At 73.4% G+C, this 18,550-nt stretch carries 17 protein-coding genes; 9 read left to right on the plus strand and 8 right to left on the minus strand.

The annotated features are described in order from the left end of the window. Positions 1 to 54: 54 nt before the first annotated feature. The 5 genes from rimO (at position 55) to ACWC5C_RS40850 (ending at position 3,882) form a co-directional block, all read left to right on the plus strand. Positions 55 to 1,551, plus strand: a complete 1,497-nt coding sequence (gene rimO, locus ACWC5C_RS40830; RefSeq protein ID WP_450884207.1) for a 30S ribosomal protein S12 methylthiotransferase RimO — start codon at positions 55 to 57, stop codon at positions 1,549 to 1,551. Next, positions 1,548 to 2,207, plus strand: coding sequence for a CDP-diacylglycerol--glycerol-3-phosphate 3-phosphatidyltransferase (gene pgsA / locus ACWC5C_RS40835; protein ID WP_450884209.1), 660 nt, complete (start codon positions 1,548 to 1,550; stop codon positions 2,205 to 2,207). Before rimO ends, pgsA begins: the two co-directional genes overlap by 4 nt. Continuing rightward, positions 2,204 to 2,752 (plus strand): CinA family protein, encoded by a 549-nt coding sequence (locus ACWC5C_RS40840; RefSeq protein ID WP_450884211.1) that lies wholly within the window; start codon positions 2,204 to 2,206, stop codon positions 2,750 to 2,752. Before pgsA ends, ACWC5C_RS40840 begins: the two co-directional genes overlap by 4 nt. A gap of 109 nt (positions 2,753 to 2,861) precedes the next feature. After that, positions 2,862 to 3,245 (plus strand): helix-turn-helix domain-containing protein, encoded by a 384-nt coding sequence (locus ACWC5C_RS40845; RefSeq protein WP_450884213.1) that lies wholly within the window; start codon positions 2,862 to 2,864, stop codon positions 3,243 to 3,245. A 157-nt stretch (positions 3,246 to 3,402) separates the two neighbouring features. Beyond that, a complete protein-coding gene (locus ACWC5C_RS40850) occupies positions 3,403 to 3,882 on the plus strand; it encodes a Dps family protein (RefSeq protein ID WP_450884215.1) in 480 nt (159 codons plus the stop codon). 506 nt (positions 3,883 to 4,388) lie between these two features. Here ACWC5C_RS40850 and ACWC5C_RS40855 read toward each other — a convergent pair. The 4 genes from ACWC5C_RS40855 to ACWC5C_RS40870 form a co-directional block, all read right to left on the minus strand. Beyond that, complete coding sequence (locus tag ACWC5C_RS40855) at positions 4,389 to 5,177, minus strand: SDR family NAD(P)-dependent oxidoreductase (protein ID WP_450884217.1); 789 nt, start codon at positions 5,175 to 5,177, stop codon at positions 4,389 to 4,391. Positions 5,178 to 5,214: 37 nt separating this feature from the next. Continuing rightward, the gene (locus ACWC5C_RS40860) at positions 5,215 to 6,033 is read right to left on the minus strand and encodes an Fpg/Nei family DNA glycosylase (RefSeq protein ID WP_450884219.1); all 819 of its coding nucleotides are present in this window, start codon (positions 6,031 to 6,033) and stop codon (positions 5,215 to 5,217) included. A gap of 10 nt (positions 6,034 to 6,043) precedes the next feature. Next, positions 6,044 to 10,765: an ATP-dependent helicase gene (locus ACWC5C_RS40865; protein WP_450884221.1), complete on the minus strand. Its 4,722-nt coding sequence runs from the start codon at positions 10,763 to 10,765 to the stop codon at positions 6,044 to 6,046. A 62-nt stretch (positions 10,766 to 10,827) separates the two neighbouring features. Beyond that, complete coding sequence (locus ACWC5C_RS40870) at positions 10,828 to 11,784, minus strand: hypothetical protein (protein WP_450884223.1); 957 nt, start codon at positions 11,782 to 11,784, stop codon at positions 10,828 to 10,830. A 79-nt stretch (positions 11,785 to 11,863) separates the two neighbouring features. Here ACWC5C_RS40870 and ACWC5C_RS40875 point away from each other — a divergent pair, with 79 nt between their 5' ends. The 4 genes from ACWC5C_RS40875 (at position 11,864) to recX (ending at position 15,237) form a co-directional block, all read left to right on the plus strand. Beyond that, complete coding sequence (locus ACWC5C_RS40875; RefSeq protein ID WP_450884225.1) at positions 11,864 to 12,058, plus strand: DUF3046 domain-containing protein; 195 nt, start codon at positions 11,864 to 11,866, stop codon at positions 12,056 to 12,058. Between the two features lie 90 nt (positions 12,059 to 12,148). After that, the gene (locus ACWC5C_RS40880; RefSeq protein WP_450884227.1) at positions 12,149 to 13,354 is read left to right on the plus strand and encodes an AI-2E family transporter; all 1,206 of its coding nucleotides are present in this window, start codon (positions 12,149 to 12,151) and stop codon (positions 13,352 to 13,354) included. A gap of 137 nt (positions 13,355 to 13,491) precedes the next feature. Further along, positions 13,492 to 14,622 carry a recombinase RecA gene (gene recA, locus ACWC5C_RS40885; RefSeq protein ID WP_450884229.1) on the plus strand — a complete coding sequence of 377 codons (1,131 nt, stop codon included), beginning with the start codon at positions 13,492 to 13,494 and terminating at the stop codon, positions 14,620 to 14,622. A 3-nt stretch (positions 14,623 to 14,625) separates the two neighbouring features. Continuing rightward, positions 14,626 to 15,237 carry a recombination regulator RecX gene (recX, locus tag ACWC5C_RS40890; RefSeq protein ID WP_450884231.1) on the plus strand — a complete coding sequence of 204 codons (612 nt, stop codon included), beginning with the start codon at positions 14,626 to 14,628 and terminating at the stop codon, positions 15,235 to 15,237. A gap of 116 nt (positions 15,238 to 15,353) precedes the next feature. On the opposite strand, the gene ACWC5C_RS40895 is transcribed toward recX, so the two are convergent. From ACWC5C_RS40895 to ACWC5C_RS40910, 4 genes are all read right to left on the minus strand, one after another. After that, positions 15,354 to 15,767 carry a rhodanese-like domain-containing protein gene (locus ACWC5C_RS40895; RefSeq protein ID WP_450884233.1) on the minus strand — a complete coding sequence of 138 codons (414 nt, stop codon included), beginning with the start codon at positions 15,765 to 15,767 and terminating at the stop codon, positions 15,354 to 15,356. Between the two features lie 4 nt (positions 15,768 to 15,771). After that, the gene (locus ACWC5C_RS40900; protein ID WP_450884235.1) at positions 15,772 to 16,317 is read right to left on the minus strand and encodes a cysteine dioxygenase; all 546 of its coding nucleotides are present in this window, start codon (positions 16,315 to 16,317) and stop codon (positions 15,772 to 15,774) included. A gap of 62 nt (positions 16,318 to 16,379) precedes the next feature. Further along, positions 16,380 to 16,469: a putative leader peptide gene (locus ACWC5C_RS40905; protein WP_324618140.1), complete on the minus strand. Its 90-nt coding sequence runs from the start codon at positions 16,467 to 16,469 to the stop codon at positions 16,380 to 16,382. A 153-nt stretch (positions 16,470 to 16,622) separates the two neighbouring features. Then, positions 16,623 to 18,341, minus strand: a complete 1,719-nt coding sequence (locus ACWC5C_RS40910) for an FAD-dependent monooxygenase (protein WP_450884237.1) — start codon at positions 18,339 to 18,341, stop codon at positions 16,623 to 16,625. Positions 18,342 to 18,550: the final 209 nt, after the last annotated feature.

Below are 18,550 nucleotides of genomic sequence, written 5' to 3' on the forward strand. Positions count from 1 at the left end.
GGGGTGGGAGACCTGGCAGCGGAGGGCGGGGCTGGGACAAAGTAGTCTGAGCCCATGCCCGAACGCCGCACTGTCGCCCTTGTCACCCTTGGCTGCGCCCGTAACGAGGTGGACTCGGAGGAGCTCGCAGGCCGCTTGGCGGCGGACGGTTGGGAGCTCGTCGAGCAAGCCGCCGACGCCGACGTAGCCGTCGTCAACACCTGCGGTTTCGTCGAGGCCGCCAAGAAGGACTCGGTCGACGCCCTGCTGGAGGCGAACGATCTGAAGGACCACGGCCGGACCCAGGCGGTCGTGGCCGTCGGCTGCATGGCCGAGCGATACGGCAACGAACTGGCCGAGGCGCTGCCCGAGGCCGACGGGGTGCTCGGTTTCGACGACTACACCGACATCTCCGGCCGCCTGCAGACCATCCTCTCCGGCGGTATCCACGCCTCCCACACCCCGCGCGACCGGCGCAAGCTGCTGCCGATCAGCCCCGCCGAGCGGCAGGACAGCTCCACCGTGGCGCTGCCCGGCCACGCCCAGGACACCCCGCCCGAGGACCTGCCCGCCGGGGTCGCACCGGCCTCCGGCCCGCGCGCCCCGCTGCGCCGCAGACTCGGGAACAGCCCGGTCGCCTCCGTGAAGCTGGCCTCCGGGTGCGACCGGCGATGTTCCTTCTGCGCCATCCCGTCCTTCCGCGGCTCGTTCATCTCCCGCCGCCCCTCCGATGTGCTGGGCGAGACCCGGTGGCTGGCCGAGCAGGGCGTGAAGGAGGTCATGCTGGTCTCCGAGAACAACACCTCGTACGGCAAGGACCTGGGCGACATCCGGCTGCTGGAGACGCTGCTGCCCGAGCTGGCCGCGGTGGACGGGATCGAGCGGATCCGGGTCAGCTACCTCCAGCCCGCCGAGATGCGGCCCGGGCTGATCGACGTGCTGACCTCCACCGAGAAGGTCGCCCCGTACTTCGACCTGTCCTTCCAGCACTCCTCGCCCACCGTGCTGCGCCGGATGCGCCGCTTCGGCGACACCGACCGCTTCCTGGAGCTGCTGGAACAGATCAGAGGCAAGGCGCCGCAGGCAGGCGCCCGCTCGAACTTCATCGTCGGATTCCCCGGCGAGACCGAGGACGACGTGGCCGAGCTGGAGCGTTTCATCAGCGAGGCGCGGCTCGACGCGATCGGCGTCTTCGGGTACTCGGACGAGGACGGCACCGAGGCCGCGGGCTACGAGGAGAAGGTCGACCCGGACGAGGTCGCGGACCGGCTGGAGCACATCTCGCGGCTCGCGGAGGAGCTGACCGCCCAGCGGGCGGACGAGCGGCTCGGCGAGACCGCCGCGGTGCTGGTGGACGAGATCGACGACACCGGTGCCGTGCTGGGCCGGGCCGCCCACCAGGCGCCCGAGACCGACGGGCAGACCGTGCTCCGCACGTCCGCACGGCCCGCCGCCGGACATATGGTCGAAGCGAAGGTGATCGCGGCGGAGGGAGTGGACCTCGTCGCGGAGCCGCTGGAGCCGCTGGAGCAGCGGGGCGGCGGCGTGTGTACCGAGGAGGCGGCCAGATGACAGGCGTCCCGGCCTCCGCCGCGGGGAGCCACCACCGGGCGGCCGCGGCCGCCCGGCCCGCCAGTTTGTGGAACATCGCCAACATCCTCACCATGGCGCGCCTGGTCCTGGTGCCCGGGCTCGTTTTGTTGATGCTCCACAACGGCGGCTATGACCCGGCCTGGCGTGCCTATGCCTGGGCCGCCTTCGCCATCGCCATGATCACCGACCTGTTCGACGGGCATCTGGCCCGCCGGTACAACCTGGTCACCGACTTCGGCAAGATCGCGGACCCCATCGCCGACAAGGCGATCATGGGGGCGGCGCTGATCTGTCTGTCGGCCCTCGGCGACCTGCCGTGGTGGGTGACGGGCGTGATCCTCCTCCGTGAGCTGGGGATCACCCTGATGCGGTTCTGGGTGATCCGGATCGGGGTCATCCCGGCCAGCCGCGGCGGGAAGATGAAGACCCTCGCCCAGGGCGTGGCCGTGGGGATGTACATCCTCGTGCTCACCGGGCCGCTGGCCACCCTGCGGTTCTGGGTGATGGCCGTGGCCGTCGCCCTGACCGTCCTCACCGGCCTCGACTACGTACGGCAGGCCCTGGTGCTGCGCCGGGCCGGCCGCGCGGCGGGGAGCGCCGCCGGGGAAGAGCCCGGGCAGGAACCGGCCCGGTGAGCGGCGACGGGACGGCGGCCACGACTCCAGCGGGCGAGGTCGGCGCCGCCGACGTCCTGGCGCTGCTGCGGCGGCGCGGGCAGACCCTGGCCGTCGCCGAGTCCCTGACCGGCGGCCTGGTGGCCGCCGAGCTGACCGCCGTGGACGGGGCCTCCCGCGCCTTCCGCGGCTCGGTGACCGCGTACGCCACCGACCTCAAGCGCGACCTGCTGGGCGTGGACGGCACCCTGCTGGCCGAGCGCGGGGCGGTGGACGCGGAGGTCGCCCGGCAGATGGCCCGGGGCGTACGGCGCGCCCTGGGCGCCGACTGGGGGGTGGCGACCACCGGTGTGGCGGGTCCCACATCGCAGGACGGTCAGCCGGTGGGCACCGTCCACGTGGCCGTCGCCGGGCCCTCGAACAGCCCGGTGGCCGCGGCCCTGCGGCTGGAGGGGGACCGCGCCGGAATCCGCGCACAGAGCGTCCACGCCGTGGTCAAGCTGCTGTTCAGCGAATTGATCGCGACAGCGGGGGCACAGGATACGGAACAACACGACGAATTTTGATGTTTGCAGCCCTGAGTGAACACGACATCGCTCCCCGCACGGGCACAGCCAGAGGCGGTACGGTGGGGCGAGAAGGATCCGGATCCGAGGTCCGAGGAGGGAGCCAGCGATGATTCTGCTCCGTCGCCTGCTGGGTGACGTGCTGCGCCGGCAGCGCCAGCGCCAGGGCCGTACTCTGCGCGAGGTTTCCTCCTCCGCCCGGGTGTCGCTCGGCTATCTGTCAGAGGTCGAGCGCGGGCAGAAGGAAGCCTCGTCCGAGCTGCTGTCGGCGATCTGCGACGCCCTGGACGTACGGATGTCTCAGGTCATGCGCGAGGTCAGCGACGAGCTGTCGCTCGCGGAGCTGGCGGAGTCGGCCACGGCGAGCGAGAAGGTGCCCGCACCGATGCGGCCCATGCTCAATTCGGTGTCCGTCTCCTCTGTGACGGGCGTCCCGGACGAGCGGGTGACCATCAAGTCGCCCAAGGAGGCCGTGGACGTCGTGGCGGCCTGACGGCCCGCACGTCAGCCGCACGTCAGCGCGGAAGCTCTTCGAGCCCCGGCCGGTAGCGATACCGGCCGGGGCTCGATGTTTGACTGGCGCCTTTCCGGTCACCTGACTGGTGGAGAGGTAATCAAGGGGGGCCAAACGGTCGAACAGGAGGAAGTGGATGTCTGTGGTCAAGAGCCCGCTCGCCGAGGAGAACCTCAAGGTTGTCAGCGACGCTCTGCAGGGCGCCCTCGTCGACCTCGTCGACCTCGCTCTGGTGGGCAAGCAGATCCACTGGACGGTCATCGGACCGCGTTTCCGCACGGTTCACTTCCAGCTCGACGATGTGGTGTCGACGGCCAGGACGCACGCCGACACCGTCGCGGAGCGTGCCTCGGCGCTCGGTATAGCGCCGGACGGACGGGCCGAGACGGTGGCCAAGCAGAGCGCCGTCGGCAACGTCAAGGAGGGCTGGACCCAGGACGCGGACGCCGTGAGGACGCTCGTGGACGCGCTGGGGTCCGTGATCTCGCGCATGCGTGAGCGCATCGCCGCGACGGACGAACCGGACCCGGTGACCCAGGACATTCTCATCGGGCTCACCCGGGACCTGGAGAAGCACCACTGGATGTTCCAGGCGGAGAACGTCAACGGACACTGAGCGACGAGACGGGCGGGAGCGGTACTTCCGCTCGCACCCTGTGTGGTCATCGACGGGCAGGGCCCCCGGCCTCCGGCGATGGCCGCACAGTCTGCGAGCTGACGGACGTCGGCTCATGGGTCGGACGTGGGTGTGCCCCGCTCTGGGTGCGCCCTGCGGTGCGGCTCGGCACACTGGGGGAGCGCGGGGGTCCGACACGCGCTGACGGGCCTTCTGTGCGCCCTCCCGCCGCGTGCGAACAGGCGTCTAGCGTCGCCCGCTAGCGTCGCCCGAAGGAGGCAGCATGGCAGCCGTGGGAGGGGCCGGCACCCTGCGCCGAAGGCCGGTTCGATGGGTGATCGCGCTCGTTCTCGGCGGCCTGTGGTGGTGGTCCGTGCTCCGGCTCGCGGTGCAGCCGGACGGGACCGGACCGGTCGAGGGCGCGTTCGCCATCGGCGGCTGGGGGCTGAGCCTGCTGCCCGTGCACTGCGGTCCCTCGCCCCGGCGCGGGGGCGTGCGCGAGCGGCTCACCAGGGCATCGCGACTCCGCCATTCGGGCGCAGGATCTGGCCGGTCGTGAACGCGGAGGCGTCCGACGACAGGTACAGGACCGCGTGGGCGACATCCTCCGGCTCGCCCACCCGCCCCAGCGGTGCGTGACGGATCATGGGTGCCTCGGCGCGTCGCTGCTCCTCGGCGGTGCCGCGCCGCGTCATGGGCGTACGGACCCAGCCGGGGGCGACCGCGTTGACGCGGATGCCGTGGTGTCCCACCTCGGCGGCGAGGGTCCGGGTCAGCTGGACCACGGCGGCCTTGGCGACGCTGTAGCACAGCAGTCCGGGGGTACCGGAGTCGATCGCGCCGGACGCCATGGTGACGATGGACCCTCCGGCGCCGTGGTCGATCATGGCGCGGGCCGCTTCCTGGCACCCGTACAGCACGCCCTTGAAGTTGACCGCCAGCACCCGGTCCAGATCGGCCTCCGCGGTCTCCAGGACCGGGCTGCTGTGCATGATCCCGGCGACGGCGGCCATGACGGCGAGGTGGCCCCCGGCGCGGTTGGCCGCCGTGGCGGCGGCGGAGACGACGGCCGCGACCTGGGCGCGGTCGGTGACGTCGAGCGGGTGGGCGTGGGCGCTGCCGCCGTCGGCGGTGATGTGCTCCGCGGTGCGCCGGGCACCCTTCTCGTCCAGATCGGCGCAGTGGACGATGGCCCCGGCCGCCGCCAGCAGGGCGGCGGTGGCCCGGCCGATGCCGCTCGCGGCGCCGGTGACCAGGGCGGTGCGGCCGGTGAGGTCGTACGCCGTGAGGGCCATGTAGCCGACGGTACGACTGAATCTGACGACCCGTCAATTAGTTGGTCAGGTCGGGCGGTCCGGACGGCGGCGGTTCCGGCTGGCACACCGGGCACCAGAAGGTCGTGCGCTCCTGCCCCGCACGCCCCTGGCCCGTGGCGCGCACCGGCGTACCGCAGCGCGGACAGGGCCGCCCCGCGCGGCCGTACACCCACAGCCGCCGGTCGGGGTGGTCGTGCGCCGTGGTGACCCGGGCCCGGCGCGTCCGGTTGGCCTCCAGCAGCCGGTGGGCGAGGGCCACCAGGCGCTCGGGGGAGGGGACGCGGCCGATCGGCAGCCAGGGAGAGATCCGCAGCACGAAGCACAGCTCGCACTTGTACACATTGCCGATCCCGGCCAGGTTGCGCTGGTCCAGCAGCGCCTCGCCCACCGGGCGGGACGGATCGGCGAGCAGCCGCCTCAGCGCCTCGTCCGGATCCCAGTCCGGGCCGAGGAGATCGGGCCCGAGGTGGCCCACCGCACGGTCCTCGTCCGCGGTGCGCAGCAGCTCCAGGACCGGGAGGCGGTAGCCCACGGCGGTGCGCTCGGCCGTGGCCAGGACGGCGCGGATCTGGTGGTGCGGGCCGCCGCGCCAGCGCTCGCCATGGCCGTACACCAGCCACGCGCCGTCCATCCGCAGATGGGAGTGGAGGGTCAGCCCGCCCTCCACCCGGGTCAGCAGATGCTTGCCGCGCGCGACCACCTCCAGGACCCGGCGGCCGGTGAGGTCGACCGTCGCCAGCCGGGGCACCCGTAGATCGCAGCCGGTGAGCGGCGGGCCCGCCAGCGCGTCGTCGAGGCGCCGGGCCGTCTGCCAGACGGTGTCTCCCTCGGGCATCTCCGCCCCCTCAGGGACGCAGCCGCAGGCCGCGCGGGGTCGCGTGGAAGCCCGCCGCCTCCAGGACGCGGCCGATCGGCGCGGACAGCGCCGCGGCGCCGTTGACCCGCTCGACGGTCACCGAGCCGAGGGCGCCCGCGCGGGCGGACTGGGCCAGGGCCTCCACCGCCGTACGCAGCCGGGCGTCGTCCTCCGGGGACGCCGCCTCGGCCTCGCCCACGGGCCAGGCGAGCAGGGTCTTGCCGCCGCGCTCCATGTAGAGGGCCAGCTCCCCGTCGGCCAGCACCACCAGCGCGCCCGCCTTGCGGCCCGGCCGGTGGTTCGCCCCCGAGGGCGGATCGGGCCAGGGCAGGGCCGCGCCGTACGCGTTCGCCGGATCGGCGGCGGCGAGGACGACGGTGCGCGGGGACGACTGCCCCGGCGGACCGCCGCCGAAGGCCGCCGCGCCCGCCGCCCGGTCGCGCGCCGTGCTGACCGCGCGCAGCCGGTCGACCGCGCCGTCCATCGCGAACTGCGCGGCGCCCAGCCCCTCCACCACATAGCCGCGGCGCGCCTGCCCGGTCTCCTCGAAGGCGGACAGCACCCGGTACGCGGCGGAGAAGCCGCCCTCGACGCCCTCGGCGGCGACCGCCCCACGGGTGACCACGCCGTGCCGGTCCAGCAGGGTGCGTGCCAGGGCGTGCGCGCGGTGGGTGGGCTCTGGCTCGCGCTCCGGCAGCAGCGACCAGCGCCCGGCGACGGTCGGCGGCCCGCTGCGCGAGGCGGTGGGGCGGCCGGTGCGCCCCGTCAGCGTGCCGTACCGGCCCCGGGGGACCGAGCGCTTGGCGCGGTGGGCGGTGGCGCCCGCGGTACGGCCCGAGCCCAGCAGGGCGCGCAGCGGGGCCAGGGTGTCGCCGGTGAGCCGCCCGGACCAGGCCAGATCCCAGATGGCCTCGGCGAGCTGGGCGTCCTGGAACTCATGACCGGCGGCCCGGACCTGCTCGGCGATCTGCCGGAAGAACAGGCCGAAGCCCCCGTCCAGCGCGTCCAGCACGGCCTGGTGGAGCGGGCCCGCCTCGAAGGGGTGCGGGGTGTGCAGGAGCAGCGGCGCGGTCTCGGCGAGATGGAGACTGACCCAGCCGTCCTTGCCGGGCAGCGCGCCCGCCCCGGCCCAGACGACCTCACCGGCGGCGGTCAGCTCGTCGAGCATCGTCGGGCTGTAGTCGCCGACCCGGGAGGGCAGGACGAGCTTCTCCAGGGCGGACGCCGGGACCGGTGCGCCCTGGAGCTGCTCGACGGCGCGGACCAGCCCGTCGATGCCCCGCAGGCTGTGGGTGCCCAGATGCTGCCACTGGGGGAGGAAGGCGGCGAGCGCCGGAGGCGGTACGGGCTCCAGTTCCTGGCGCAGCGCGGCCAGCGAGCGGCGGCGCAGCCTGCGCAGCACGGCGGCGTCGCACCATTCCTGGCCACCGAGGAAGGAGGCCGCGCGAAGCGCGTCGTCAGAAGGGTGGTGGTGGGCGACGGGAGGGCGGAATTCGCCCTGGACGACGCGGCCGCTCGCGGCCAAGCGGTGCAGCGCGCCATCGGTGACGGCCGTGCCAAGACCCAGCCGGGTGGCCGCCTCGGCGGAGGTGAACGGGCCGTGGGTGCGGGCGAAGCGGGCCAGCAGATCGCCGAGCGGGTCGCCCACCGGCTCGGTGAACGCCTCGGGGACGCCGACCGGCAGCGCCGTGCCCAGCGCGTCGCGCAGCCGCCCCGCGTCCTCGACGGCCGCCCAGTGCTCCGCGCCCGCGATACGGACCCGGATGGCGCGCCGGGCCCGCTCCAGCTCGGCCGCCCACGCCGGGTCGGCGCCCCGCGCGGTCAGCTCGGCGCCGGTGAGCGGGCCGAGCAGCCGCAGCAGATCGGCGACGCCCTCGGCGTCCTTGACCCGGCGGTCCTCGGTGAGCCACTGCAGCTCGCGCTCCAGCTCGTCCAGGACGTCGGCGTCCAGCAGCTCGCGCAGCTCGGCCTGGCCCAGCAGCTCGGCCAGCAGCCGGGAGTCCAGGGAGAGGGCCGCGGCGCGGCGCTCGGCCAGCGGCGAGTCGCCCTCGTACAGGAACTGCGCCACGTAGCCGAAGAGCAGCGAGCGGGCGAAGGGGGACGGCTCCGGGGTGGTCACCTCCACCAGCCGCACCCGCCGGGCCTCCAGGTCGCCCATCAGCTCGGTGAGGCCGGGCACGTCGAAGACGTCCTGGAGGCATTCGCGGACGGCTTCCAGCACGATCGGGAACGAACCGAACTCGCTCGCCACCTGGAGGAGCTGGGCGGCGCGCTGACGCTGCTGCCACAGCGGGGTGCGCTTGCCGGGATCGCGGCGGGGCAACAGCAGGGCGCGGGCGGCGCATTCGCGGAACCGGGAGGCGAACAGGGCCGAGCCGCCGACCTGGTCGGTGACGATCTGGGACACCTCGCCCTGGTCGAAGGCGACATCGGCCGCCCCGATGGGGGACTGCTCGCCGTCGTACTCGGTGCCCTGCCGCATCGGATCCGTGTCCAGCAGGTCGAGGCCCATGAGGTCCGCGTCGGGCAGCCGCAGCACGATGCCGTCGTCCGCGTGCATCACCTGGGCGTCCATGCCGTACCGCTCGGCCAGCCGCGCGCCGAGCGCGAGCGCCCAGGGGGCGTGGACCTGCGCCCCGAAGGGGGAGTGGACCACCACGCGCCAGTCGCCCAGCTCGTCACGGAAGCGCTCCACCACGATCGTCCGGTCGTCCGGCACATGGCCGCAGGCCTCGCGCTGCTCGCCGAGGTACGCGAGCACGTTGTCGGCGGCCCAGGCGTCGAGCCCGGCGGCCAGCAGCCGCGCGCGGGCCTTCTCGGGGGTGAGGGCGCCGACCTCCCGCAGGAACGCGCCCAGCGCCCGGCCCAGTTCGAGCGGGCGGCCGAGCTGGTCGCCCTTCCAGAAGGGGAGCCGCCCGGGGACGCCGGGGGCGGGGGAGACCAGGACGCGGTCGCGGGTGATGTCCTCGATCCGCCAGGACGTGGTGCCCAGGGTGAACACATCGCCCACCCGTGACTCGTAGACCATCTCTTCGTCCAGCTCGCCGACCCTGCCGCCGCCCTTCTTCGGGTCCGCGCCCGCCAGGAAGACGCCGAACAGCCCGCGGTCGGGGATGGTGCCGCCGGAGGTCACCGCGAGCCGCTGCGCCCCCGGCCGCCCCGTGACCGTCTGGGCGACCCGGTCCCACACCAGGCGCGGCCGCAGCTCGGCGAACGCGTCGGAGGGATAGCGGCCCGCGAGCATGTCGAGGACCGAGGTGTACGCCGACTCCGGGAGCGAGGCGAACGGGGCGGCACGGCGGACCAGGGCCAGCAGCTCCTCCACGTCCCAGCTGTCCATGGCCGTCATGGCGATGAGCTGCTGGGCGAGCACGTCCAGCGGGTTCGCGGGCACCCGCAGCGACTCGATGGCCCCCTCCCGCATCCGCTCGGTGACCACCGCCGCCTGCACCAGATCGCCGCGGTACTTGGGGAACACCACACCCGTGGACACCGCGCCCACCTGGTGGCCCGCCCGGCCCACCCGCTGCAGCCCGGAGGCCACCGAGGGCGGCGACTCGACCTGCACGACCAGGTCCACCGCGCCCATGTCGATGCCCAGCTCCAGGCTGGAGGTGGCGACGACGGCGGGCAGCCGGCCCGCCTTCAAGTCCTCCTCGACCAGGGCCCGCTGCTCCTTGGACACCGAGCCGTGGTGGGCGCGGGCGAGCAGCGCGGGTGCGCCACGGGCGGCACCGGCCTCGGCCATCAGCTCGGCGGGGGAGTGGTCCTCGGGCAGCGCCTCACCGGTGGCCCGCTCGTAGGCGATCTCGTTGAGCCGGTTGCACAGCCGCTCGGCCAGGCGGCGGGAGTTGGCGAAGACGATCGTGGACCGGTGCGCCTGGACGAGATCGGCGATCCGCTCCTCCACATGCGGCCAGATCGACGGCTTCCCGCCCGGCTGCCCGTCCTGCGCCGGGGAGCCGCCCAGCTCCCCCAGATCCTCCACGGGGACGACCACCGACAGGTCGAACTCCTTGCCCGAGGGCGGCTGGACGATCTCCACCGCGCGCCGCGGCGACAGGTAGCGCGCCACCTCGTCCACCGGGCGCACCGTCGCCGACAGGCCGATCCGCCGGGCGGGCCGGTCCAGCAGCTCGTCCAGCCGCTCCAGGGAGAGGGCGAGATGCGCGCCGCGCTTCGTCCCCGCGACGGCGTGCACCTCGTCCAGGATCACCGTTTCCACCCCGCGCAGCGCCTCCCGGGTGGCGGAGGTGAGCATCAGGAACAGTGACTCGGGTGTGGTGATGAGGATGTCCGGCGGGCGGGTGGCCAGGGCGCGGCGCTCGGCGGCCGGGGTGTCGCCGGAGCGGATGCCGACCCGGAGGTCCGGCTCGGGCAGGCCGAGCCGCACCGACTCCTGACGGATGCCGGTGAGCGGGCTGCGCAGGTTGCGCTCCACATCCACCGCCAGGGCCTTCATCGGTGACACGTACAGCACCCGGCAGCGCTTGCGGGGCTCGGCGGGCGGCGGCTCGGCGGCCAGCCGGTCCAGCGCCGCGAGGAACGCCGCCAGGGTCTTGCCGGAGCCGGTGGGGGCGACCACCAGCACATCCGAGCCCTCGCCGATCGCCCGCCACGCCCCCTCCTGCGCGGCTGTGGGCGCGGTGAAGGCACCGGTGAACCACCCGCGGGTGGCCGGGGAGAATGCGTGCAGCGCCGACCGTGCCATGCCCCCCATCGTGCACCGCCCCACTGACAACGGGTCGTCCGCGCAGGTCAGCGCGGTATCTCCTAAACCGCCCGGCCGTAGGCGCGCAGGGTGAGCAGTGTCTCCACGGTCACCACCGGCCGCCACTCCAGCGCCGCCCCCGGGGTCCAGGTCCGGCGCCGGGCCGGCCAGCCGCCGTCCTCCCGCTGCGCGTCCGCCAGGAAGTCCAGCGAGCGCTCCACCTCGGCGTCGGTGAACCAGCGGCGGGCCAGCGAGCCGGGCGTGCGGGCGAGGTCGTACACGAAGGTGTGTTCGCCGGGGCCGTGGCCGGGCGGCAGGGGGCCGTCCTCGGCGCGCTTGGGGTCCAGCACCACCAGCCGCCGTTCCCGCACCCGGCGGCCCAGCCGCTCGGCCACCTCCTCGGCGCGCGCCCGGTCCGGCGCGCCGTCCAGGAAGGCGATGGCCGCTGCCACCTCGTACGGCCGCGCCGGGGCGCCCTCCTCCAGCGCCGTCACCGCCGCCCAGCAGAAGTCGGTGGCCCGGAACAGCCAGGCGTGCCACACCTCGTTGCGGTGCAGCAGCCCCACCACCGGCCCGGTGGTCAGCAGATCGCCGCGCGGATGGTCCGGCGGCCGGATCCAGGGGGCGGCCGGGTAGTCGCGCAGTGCCGGGAGGCACGCGGGCAGCGCGCCGTCCCGGGTGGAGATCGCGGTCAGATAGCGGCACAGCCGCTCCACCCGCTGCCCGCCGCAGCGGCCGATGCCGTCGAGCACCCGCAGGGCGTGCACGACGTGCTGCGGCTGGCTTACCGGGCCGCGCAGATCCGGCTCCAGGGCGTGGCCGTAGCCCCCGTCTGCGCCCAGGTACGCGGCGAGCGCGGTCTCGACCGGCTCGGCGTCGGCGTCCTGGAAGTGATACGCGAACCGGCGCTGCTCGAGCACGCGTGCCGTCAGCCACACGAACCGCGCGGCGCGCGCGAGCGGCGAGGCGGGCGCGGGCGGGGTGGGCTGGGAGGAGGGGACTGCTGCGGATCGATCCATGGGACAGACCGTAGGGCGGGAAACGCCTGCGGAAGGGGGCTCATGCCCCGGTGCACCCCGGGAGCGCGATACTGGGCGCATGCGGTTGACGGTCTTCTGGCAGCGGATGGCGGATTACTTCGGCGAGACGTACGCCGACTCCTTCGCGCGCGATCATGTGATGTCCCAGCTCGGCGGCCGGACCGTCCACCAGGCGCTCGCCGCGGGATGGGATGCCAAGGACATCTGGCGCGGAGTGTGTGCCGCGATGGAGATCCCTTCCGAGAAGCGCTGACAAGGGCTGGGCGCGGGCCGGGACGTGTGAGGAAAGTCGGACTCCTGGGGTGGCCGGATTTTTTTGACGGGTGTACGCCACACTTGCCGGGTGGCCCCGACCGAAGAGACCCTCTCCCCCGACGCCGACGGCGTCCCGACCACAGCACAGGCCCCCAAGGACGCGCCCGCGGAGCCCGTGCGCATGCCGCGCTGGCTGCCCCGCGCCATGGTGCTCGCCCTCGCGCTGGTGGCCTGTTACCGGCTTGCCACCTGGGCCTTCGATCAGCTGACCGGACTGCTGCTCAACATCCTGATCGCGTTCTTCCTGGCGCTCGCGATCGAACCGGCCGTGGACCGCATGGCCGCGCGCGGCGTCCGCCGGGGCCTGGCCACCGGGATCGTCTTCCTCGGCATCCTCGTCGTCGCCGCGGGCTTCTTCACCCTGCTCGGCTCGATGCTGGCCGACCAGATCATGACCATGGTCGAGGACTTCCCGAAGTACCTCGATCAGGTGGTCAGCTGGATCAACGACACGTTCCACACCCGGCTGTCGCGGCTGGAGATCCAGGACAGCCTGCTCCACTCGGACTGGCTGCAGAGCTATGTGAAGAACAGCGCCGACAATGTGCTGGACGTCTCCGCGCAGGTGCTCGGCGGGCTGTTCAGGCTCCTCACGGTGACGCTGTTCGCCTTCTACTTCGCCGCCGACGGCCCCCGGCTGCGCCGCGCGCTGTGCTCCGTCCTGCCGCCGAACCGGCAGACCGAGGTGCTGCGGGCCTGGGAGATCGCGGTCGCCAAGACCGGTGGCTACATCTACTCGCGCGGGCTGATGGCGCTGATCTCCGGTGTCGCGCACTACATCCTGCTGGAGAGCCTGGGCGTGCCCTACGCCCCGGCGCTGGCCGTCTGGGTGGGGCTGATCTCGCAGTTCATCCCGACCATCGGCACGTATCTGGCGGGCGCCCTGCCGATGCTGATCGCCTTCACCATCAACCCCTGGTACGCGATCTGGGTGCTGGTCTTCGTGGTGGTCTACCAGCAGTTCGAGAACTATCTGCTGCAGCCGAGGATCACGTCGCGGACCGTGGACATCCACCCCGCGGTCTCCTTCGGGTCGGTGATCGCGGGCACCGCGCTGCTCGGCGCGGTGGGGGCGCTGATCGCGATCCCGGCGACCGCGACGCTGCAGGCGTTCCTCGGCGCGTACATCAAGCGCTACGACGTGACGGACGATCCGCGGATGCACGGGCGGACACGGCGGCGCGGTGCCTCCGCGCTGGCGCGCATGCGACACGCGCTGTCCCGGCGCAGTTGACACAAAAATCGAACATCCATTCTGATGGAGGCCCGGCCCGGTTATCCACAGGCCGAGCACGTCCGGGCCGCTTGTCAGTGGCAGGCGCTAGCGTCATGGACGTGAAGCGATCGACTCAAGCAAACCGGGTGGAACCCATGGCAGGAAACGACCGCGAGAAGGCGCTCGACGCCGCGCTCGCACAGATTGAACGGCAGTTCGGCAAAGGCGCCGTGATGCGCATGGGCGACCGGCCGAACGACCCCATCGAGGTGATTCCCACCGGGTCGACCGCTCTTGACGTCGCCCTCGGCGTGGGCGGCATTCCCCGTGGCCGCGTGGTGGAGGTCTACGGCCCGGAGTCCTCCGGTAAGACGACCCTGACCCTCCACGCGGTGGCCAACGCCCAGCGGGCGGGCGGCGCCGTGGCCTTCGTGGACGCGGAGCACGCGCTCGACCCCGACTACGCGCAGAAGCTGGGCGTGGACACCGACTCGCTGATCCTGTCCCAGCCGGACAACGGCGAGCAGGCGCTCGAGATCGTGGACATGCTGGTCCGTTCCGGCGCGCTCGACCTCATCGTCATCGACTCCGTCGCCGCCCTGGTGCCGCGCGCGGAGATCGAGGGTGAGATGGGCGACTCCCACGTCGGTCTCCAGGCCCGGCTGATGAGCCAGGCGCTCCGCAAGATCACCAGCGCGCTGAACCAGTCCAAGACCACCGCGATCTTCATCAACCAGCTGCGCGAGAAGATCGGCGTCATGTTCGGCTCCCCGGAGACGACGACCGGTGGCCGGGCGCTGAAGTTCTACGCCTCGGTCCGCATCGACATCCGTCGTATCGAGACCCTCAAGGACGGTACGGACGCGGTCGGCAACCGCACCCGTTGCAAGGTCGTCAAGAACAAGGTCGCGCCGCCCTTCAAGCAGGCCGAGTTCGACATCCTCTACGGCCAGGGCATCAGCCGCGAGGGCGGTCTGATCGACATGGGTGTCGAGCACGGCTTCGTCCGCAAGTCCGGTGCCTGGTACACCTACGAGGGCGACCAGCTCGGCCAGGGCAAGGAGAACGCCCGCAACTTCCTGAAGGACAACCCCGATCTCGCCAATGAGATCGAGAAGAAGATCAAGGAGAAGCTCGGCATCGGTGTGAAGCCCGCGGACCCGGCCGCCGAGCCCGGCCCGGACGCGGTGGGTACCGCGCCCGATGCCGCACCGGCGAAGCCCGCGGCGGCCACGGCGGCCAAGTCCGGGGCGAAGGCGGCCAAGACCGCCACGGCGAAGAGCTGATCCATGACACGGCGGACCGACTGGCAGGACGGCCCGGACCGTCCGGAGCCCCCGGACCGTCCGGATCGCGGCGCCCCCTCCTCGTCGAGGGCCGAGCAGGGGACGCCGCTCGGCCCGGAGGAGCAGGCGCGGGCGATCTGCCTGCGCCTGCTCACCGGGACCCCGAGGACCCGTAAGCAGCTCGCGGACGCCCTGCGCACCCGCGGCATCCCCGACGAGGCGGCGCAGGAGGTGCTGTCCCGCTTCGAGGACGTCGGGCTGATCGACGACGCGGCGTTCGCGGGCGCCTGGGTGGAGTCCCGGCACCACAGCCGGGGCCTGGCCCGTCGCGCGCTCGCCCGCGAGCTGCGCACCAAGGGCGTCGACTCCACGCTGATCGCCGATGCCGTGGGGCAGCTCGACGCCGACCAGGAGGAGCGGACCGCCCGCGAACTGGTCGACCGCAAGCTGCGCACCACCCGCGGCCTTGACCGGGAGAAGCGGCTGCGCCGCCTCGCCGGGATGCTGGCCCGCAAGGGGTATTCCGAGGGCCTGGCTCTCCGGGTGGTGCGGCGCGCGCTGGAGGAGGAGGGCGAGGACCCGGAGCTGCTGGAGCACCATCTGCCCGACGTCTGACCCTGCGGGCCGCAGGGCCCGGCCGGTACGGGGGCCGGTCGCACGGGGGCGGTCCGGCCGCTCGGGTCAGCGCGTCGGGAGGGACCCAGCGGCCGGGATGTCAGCGCACCGGCAGATCAGCGCACCGGGAGACCGGCGGCCCGCCACGCCTGGAAGCCGCCGACGAGGTCGGTCGCCCGCGCCAGGCCGAGCTGGCGCAGCGAGACCGCCGCGAAGCTGGAGGCGTAGCCCTCGTTGCACACCACCACGACCGGCAGATCGTGGTGGGTGGCCTCGGGCAGCCGGTGGTCGCACTGCGGGTCGAGCCGCCACTCCAGCTCGTTCCGCTCGACGATCAGCGCCCCCGGGATGGTGCCGTCGCGCTCCCGCAGCGCCGCGTACCGGATGTCCACCAGCAGTCCGCCCGCCGACTGCACGGCAGCAGCTTCCTCGGGGCCGACCCGGTCCAGCCCCTGGCGCGCCTCGGCCAGCAGCTCGTCCACGCTTCGCTTCGCCGTGTTCGCCGTGTTCTCAGTGTGCGCCGCGCTCATCGCTCTACTCCCATTCCTGCGGCCGCTCGACCTGCTCCAGCCGCAGCACCTGGCCGGTGCGGCTGTAGCGCCGCATCAGCGGCAGCGGCGGATAGTAGGCGTGCACCGACACCGCGTGCCGTTCCGACGACGGGTTGATGACCTCGTGGACATGGTGCGTTCCGAAGGCCCGGCCCCGCCCGGCGGACAGCCGCCGTTCGCGGTCCACGCCCTCGGCCAGTTCGAGGGTCTTCCAGCCCTCGGTGGGCAGCCGTACGGCCAGCGACTGTTCGTTCAGCTCACCGGACGCCGTCACGAACGCCCCGTGCGAACCGCCGTGGTCGTGCCAGCCGGTGCCGGTGCCGGGCGGCCAGGCGATCAGCCACGCCTCGCTGCCGCCGGGGCCGTCCAGACGCAGCCAGGTGCGGCCCTCGGGATCGAGCGGGAGCGAGGCGACGAGTTCGGCGTCGGCGGCGGTACGGCTGACGAAGTCCAGCAGATCGGCCGCGCTGGGCGGCGAGGCGTCAGCGGGGGAGACGCGCACCGGAGTGGAAAGAGAAACGTCGGACACGGGAACCGTCCTGGGTGATCGCGAAAAGGAGCATGGCCATGCCACGCGGGAGAAAAGTCGGATCAACAGGACGGACGACACACGCAGCCCGCGTAGCGGAGGAGGTCCAGATGGACCCTCCGCCAGAAGCGAGGCAGGCCGGTGTCAGTCACGCTCCGCAGTGAAGCATGAGCCGGACAGGGAGGTCAATCGTCCCGGAGGCGGTCCCGGGCGGCTCCGATACCGGCGTACGACGTCAGCGCCATGAAGGGCGCGGGGGCGCGTGACAGACGCCTCACTCCCGGGGTGCCGTACGCCCGGCGTGACTACCGGCGCGCCGTGGCCTCCGTGTCCCGCTGTTCTCGCTGCTCGGTGTCCGCGCCCCGGGCGGTGTCCCCGCCCCGCGCCGCGTCCGCGCACGCGTACAGCTCGGCGGGCCGTACGCCGGACAGCGCCGCGGCGAGATGACCGTCCGGCCGCACCAGCAGCACCGTATGGGCCGGAGCCCCCGGGTACTCCTCGGCGACCAGCAGTTCCGTACGCATCGGCAGGGCCGAGACGGCCGCTGCCAGCCGGGGCATCAGCCCGGCGCGCATCCAGTGGCGGCGGTCCCACACCCCGGTGCCCGGGGCGACCAGCACCACCAGCAGCTCCCGGCCCAGCCGCTCCCGTAGCCGCACCACCGCACCGTCCGGCGCGGTCACGCGGACATCGGCCACCGGCGCCCCGGTCGGCGTGCCCACCGTGACGGAGCCCTCCGGCGGCGCCGCGGGGGTCAGCGGGGAGCGGTTGTAGACGGGAGGCGCGCCCAGCGGACCATGGCCGAGGTGACCGTCAGTGAGCAGCGCGTCATGGCCGCGCGTGCCCCCGGGCAGCACCGTGCGCCGTACCGCGCGCCACCCCCCGGCCGCCCGGACCAGCGGCAGCGCCTGGTCAGCGGTGCGCAGCCGCGCGGCGACGGCCGTCCGCCGCTCCGCCTGATAGCTGTCGAGCAGGGCGTCGGAGGCGCCGTGGTGCCAGGCCAGGGACAGCTTCCAGGCCAGATTGCCGACGTCCCGCAGCCCCTCTTCGAGCCCCTGGGTGCCCAGGGCGCCGTGCAGATGGGCGGCGTCCCCGGCGAGGAAGGCGCGGCCCACGCGCCAGCGCCGGGCGAGCCGGTGGTGCACGGTGTGCACGCCGGTGTCCAGAAGCTCGTAGGGGATCGCGGTCTCCTCGCACCACCCCGCGAGGGTGTCGCGCACCCGGACCATCAGGGCGTCCGGGGTGACGAGGTCGCGGCCCGGCGGGAGCAGCCAGTCGATCCGCCAGACGCCGTGCGGCAGCGGCCGGGCGGTCACCTCCGCGTCGATGCTGCGCCACGGCGGTGAGCGGTGCAGGACGGCCTCGCCGGGCCAGGGCAGCTCGGCGCGCAGGGCGGCGACGGCGTGCCGTTCCACCGCCGTACGGCCGGGGAAGCGCACGCCCAGCTGCTTGCGGACGGTGGACCGGGGGCCGTCGCAGCCGACCAGATGGCTGCCGCGCCACCAGGTGGCCTGGGCGCCCCGGGTCCGTACGCTCACCCCGCGCGCGTCCTGCTCCACGGTCTCGATCCGGGTGCCGGGGACGATCCGTACGAGGTCCTCGTCGCCGATGGCGGCCAGCGCCGCCCGCAGCGCCCGGGTCAGCTCGTGCTGGGGCAGATGCAGCGGCGAGGAGACCGGCGCTTCGGAATCGTCGCCGTCCCGCAGGTCGCCGTTCCCGGGGGCGTGCGCCGCCGGGGGAGGGGCGCCGAAGAGCGGGCCGGGCTCCAGGGGTACGTGCCGGACGAGCTGGCGCCTGCGCATCGTGCGCCACCCCGTCCACGGCCGCGCGCCGGCCGTGGCCCGGCAGCCGAGCCGCTCCAGCAGGGCGGCGGTGTCCGGGCGCAGCACAGCAGTACGGGCCAGGCGCGGCTCGTCGCCCCCGGTGGTCTCGTCGAGCAGCACGACGGGGACGTCCAGACGGGCGAGGGCGAGGGCCAGGGTGAGCCCGACCGGGCCCGCCCCGGCGACGATCACCGGGTCCACGGCGCGGTTCCCATGGCCCTGTGGGGCGTACGTGACGTACGGAAACTGGCAGTTGAAACCCGGTGAGCGATCACAGAAAGCATGCAACCGACTGCGAGTGCCCGCGTCAAGCGGCAAGTTCAGTCATGCGGTTCAAGTCGCCGTCGACTTTACTAAGGCTTGCTGTGGTGCCCGGTACGTACACTGCAGTGTGATCGGCCGTATCTGGA

The sequence above is a fragment of the Streptomyces sp. NPDC001700 genome (assembly GCF_053596435.1).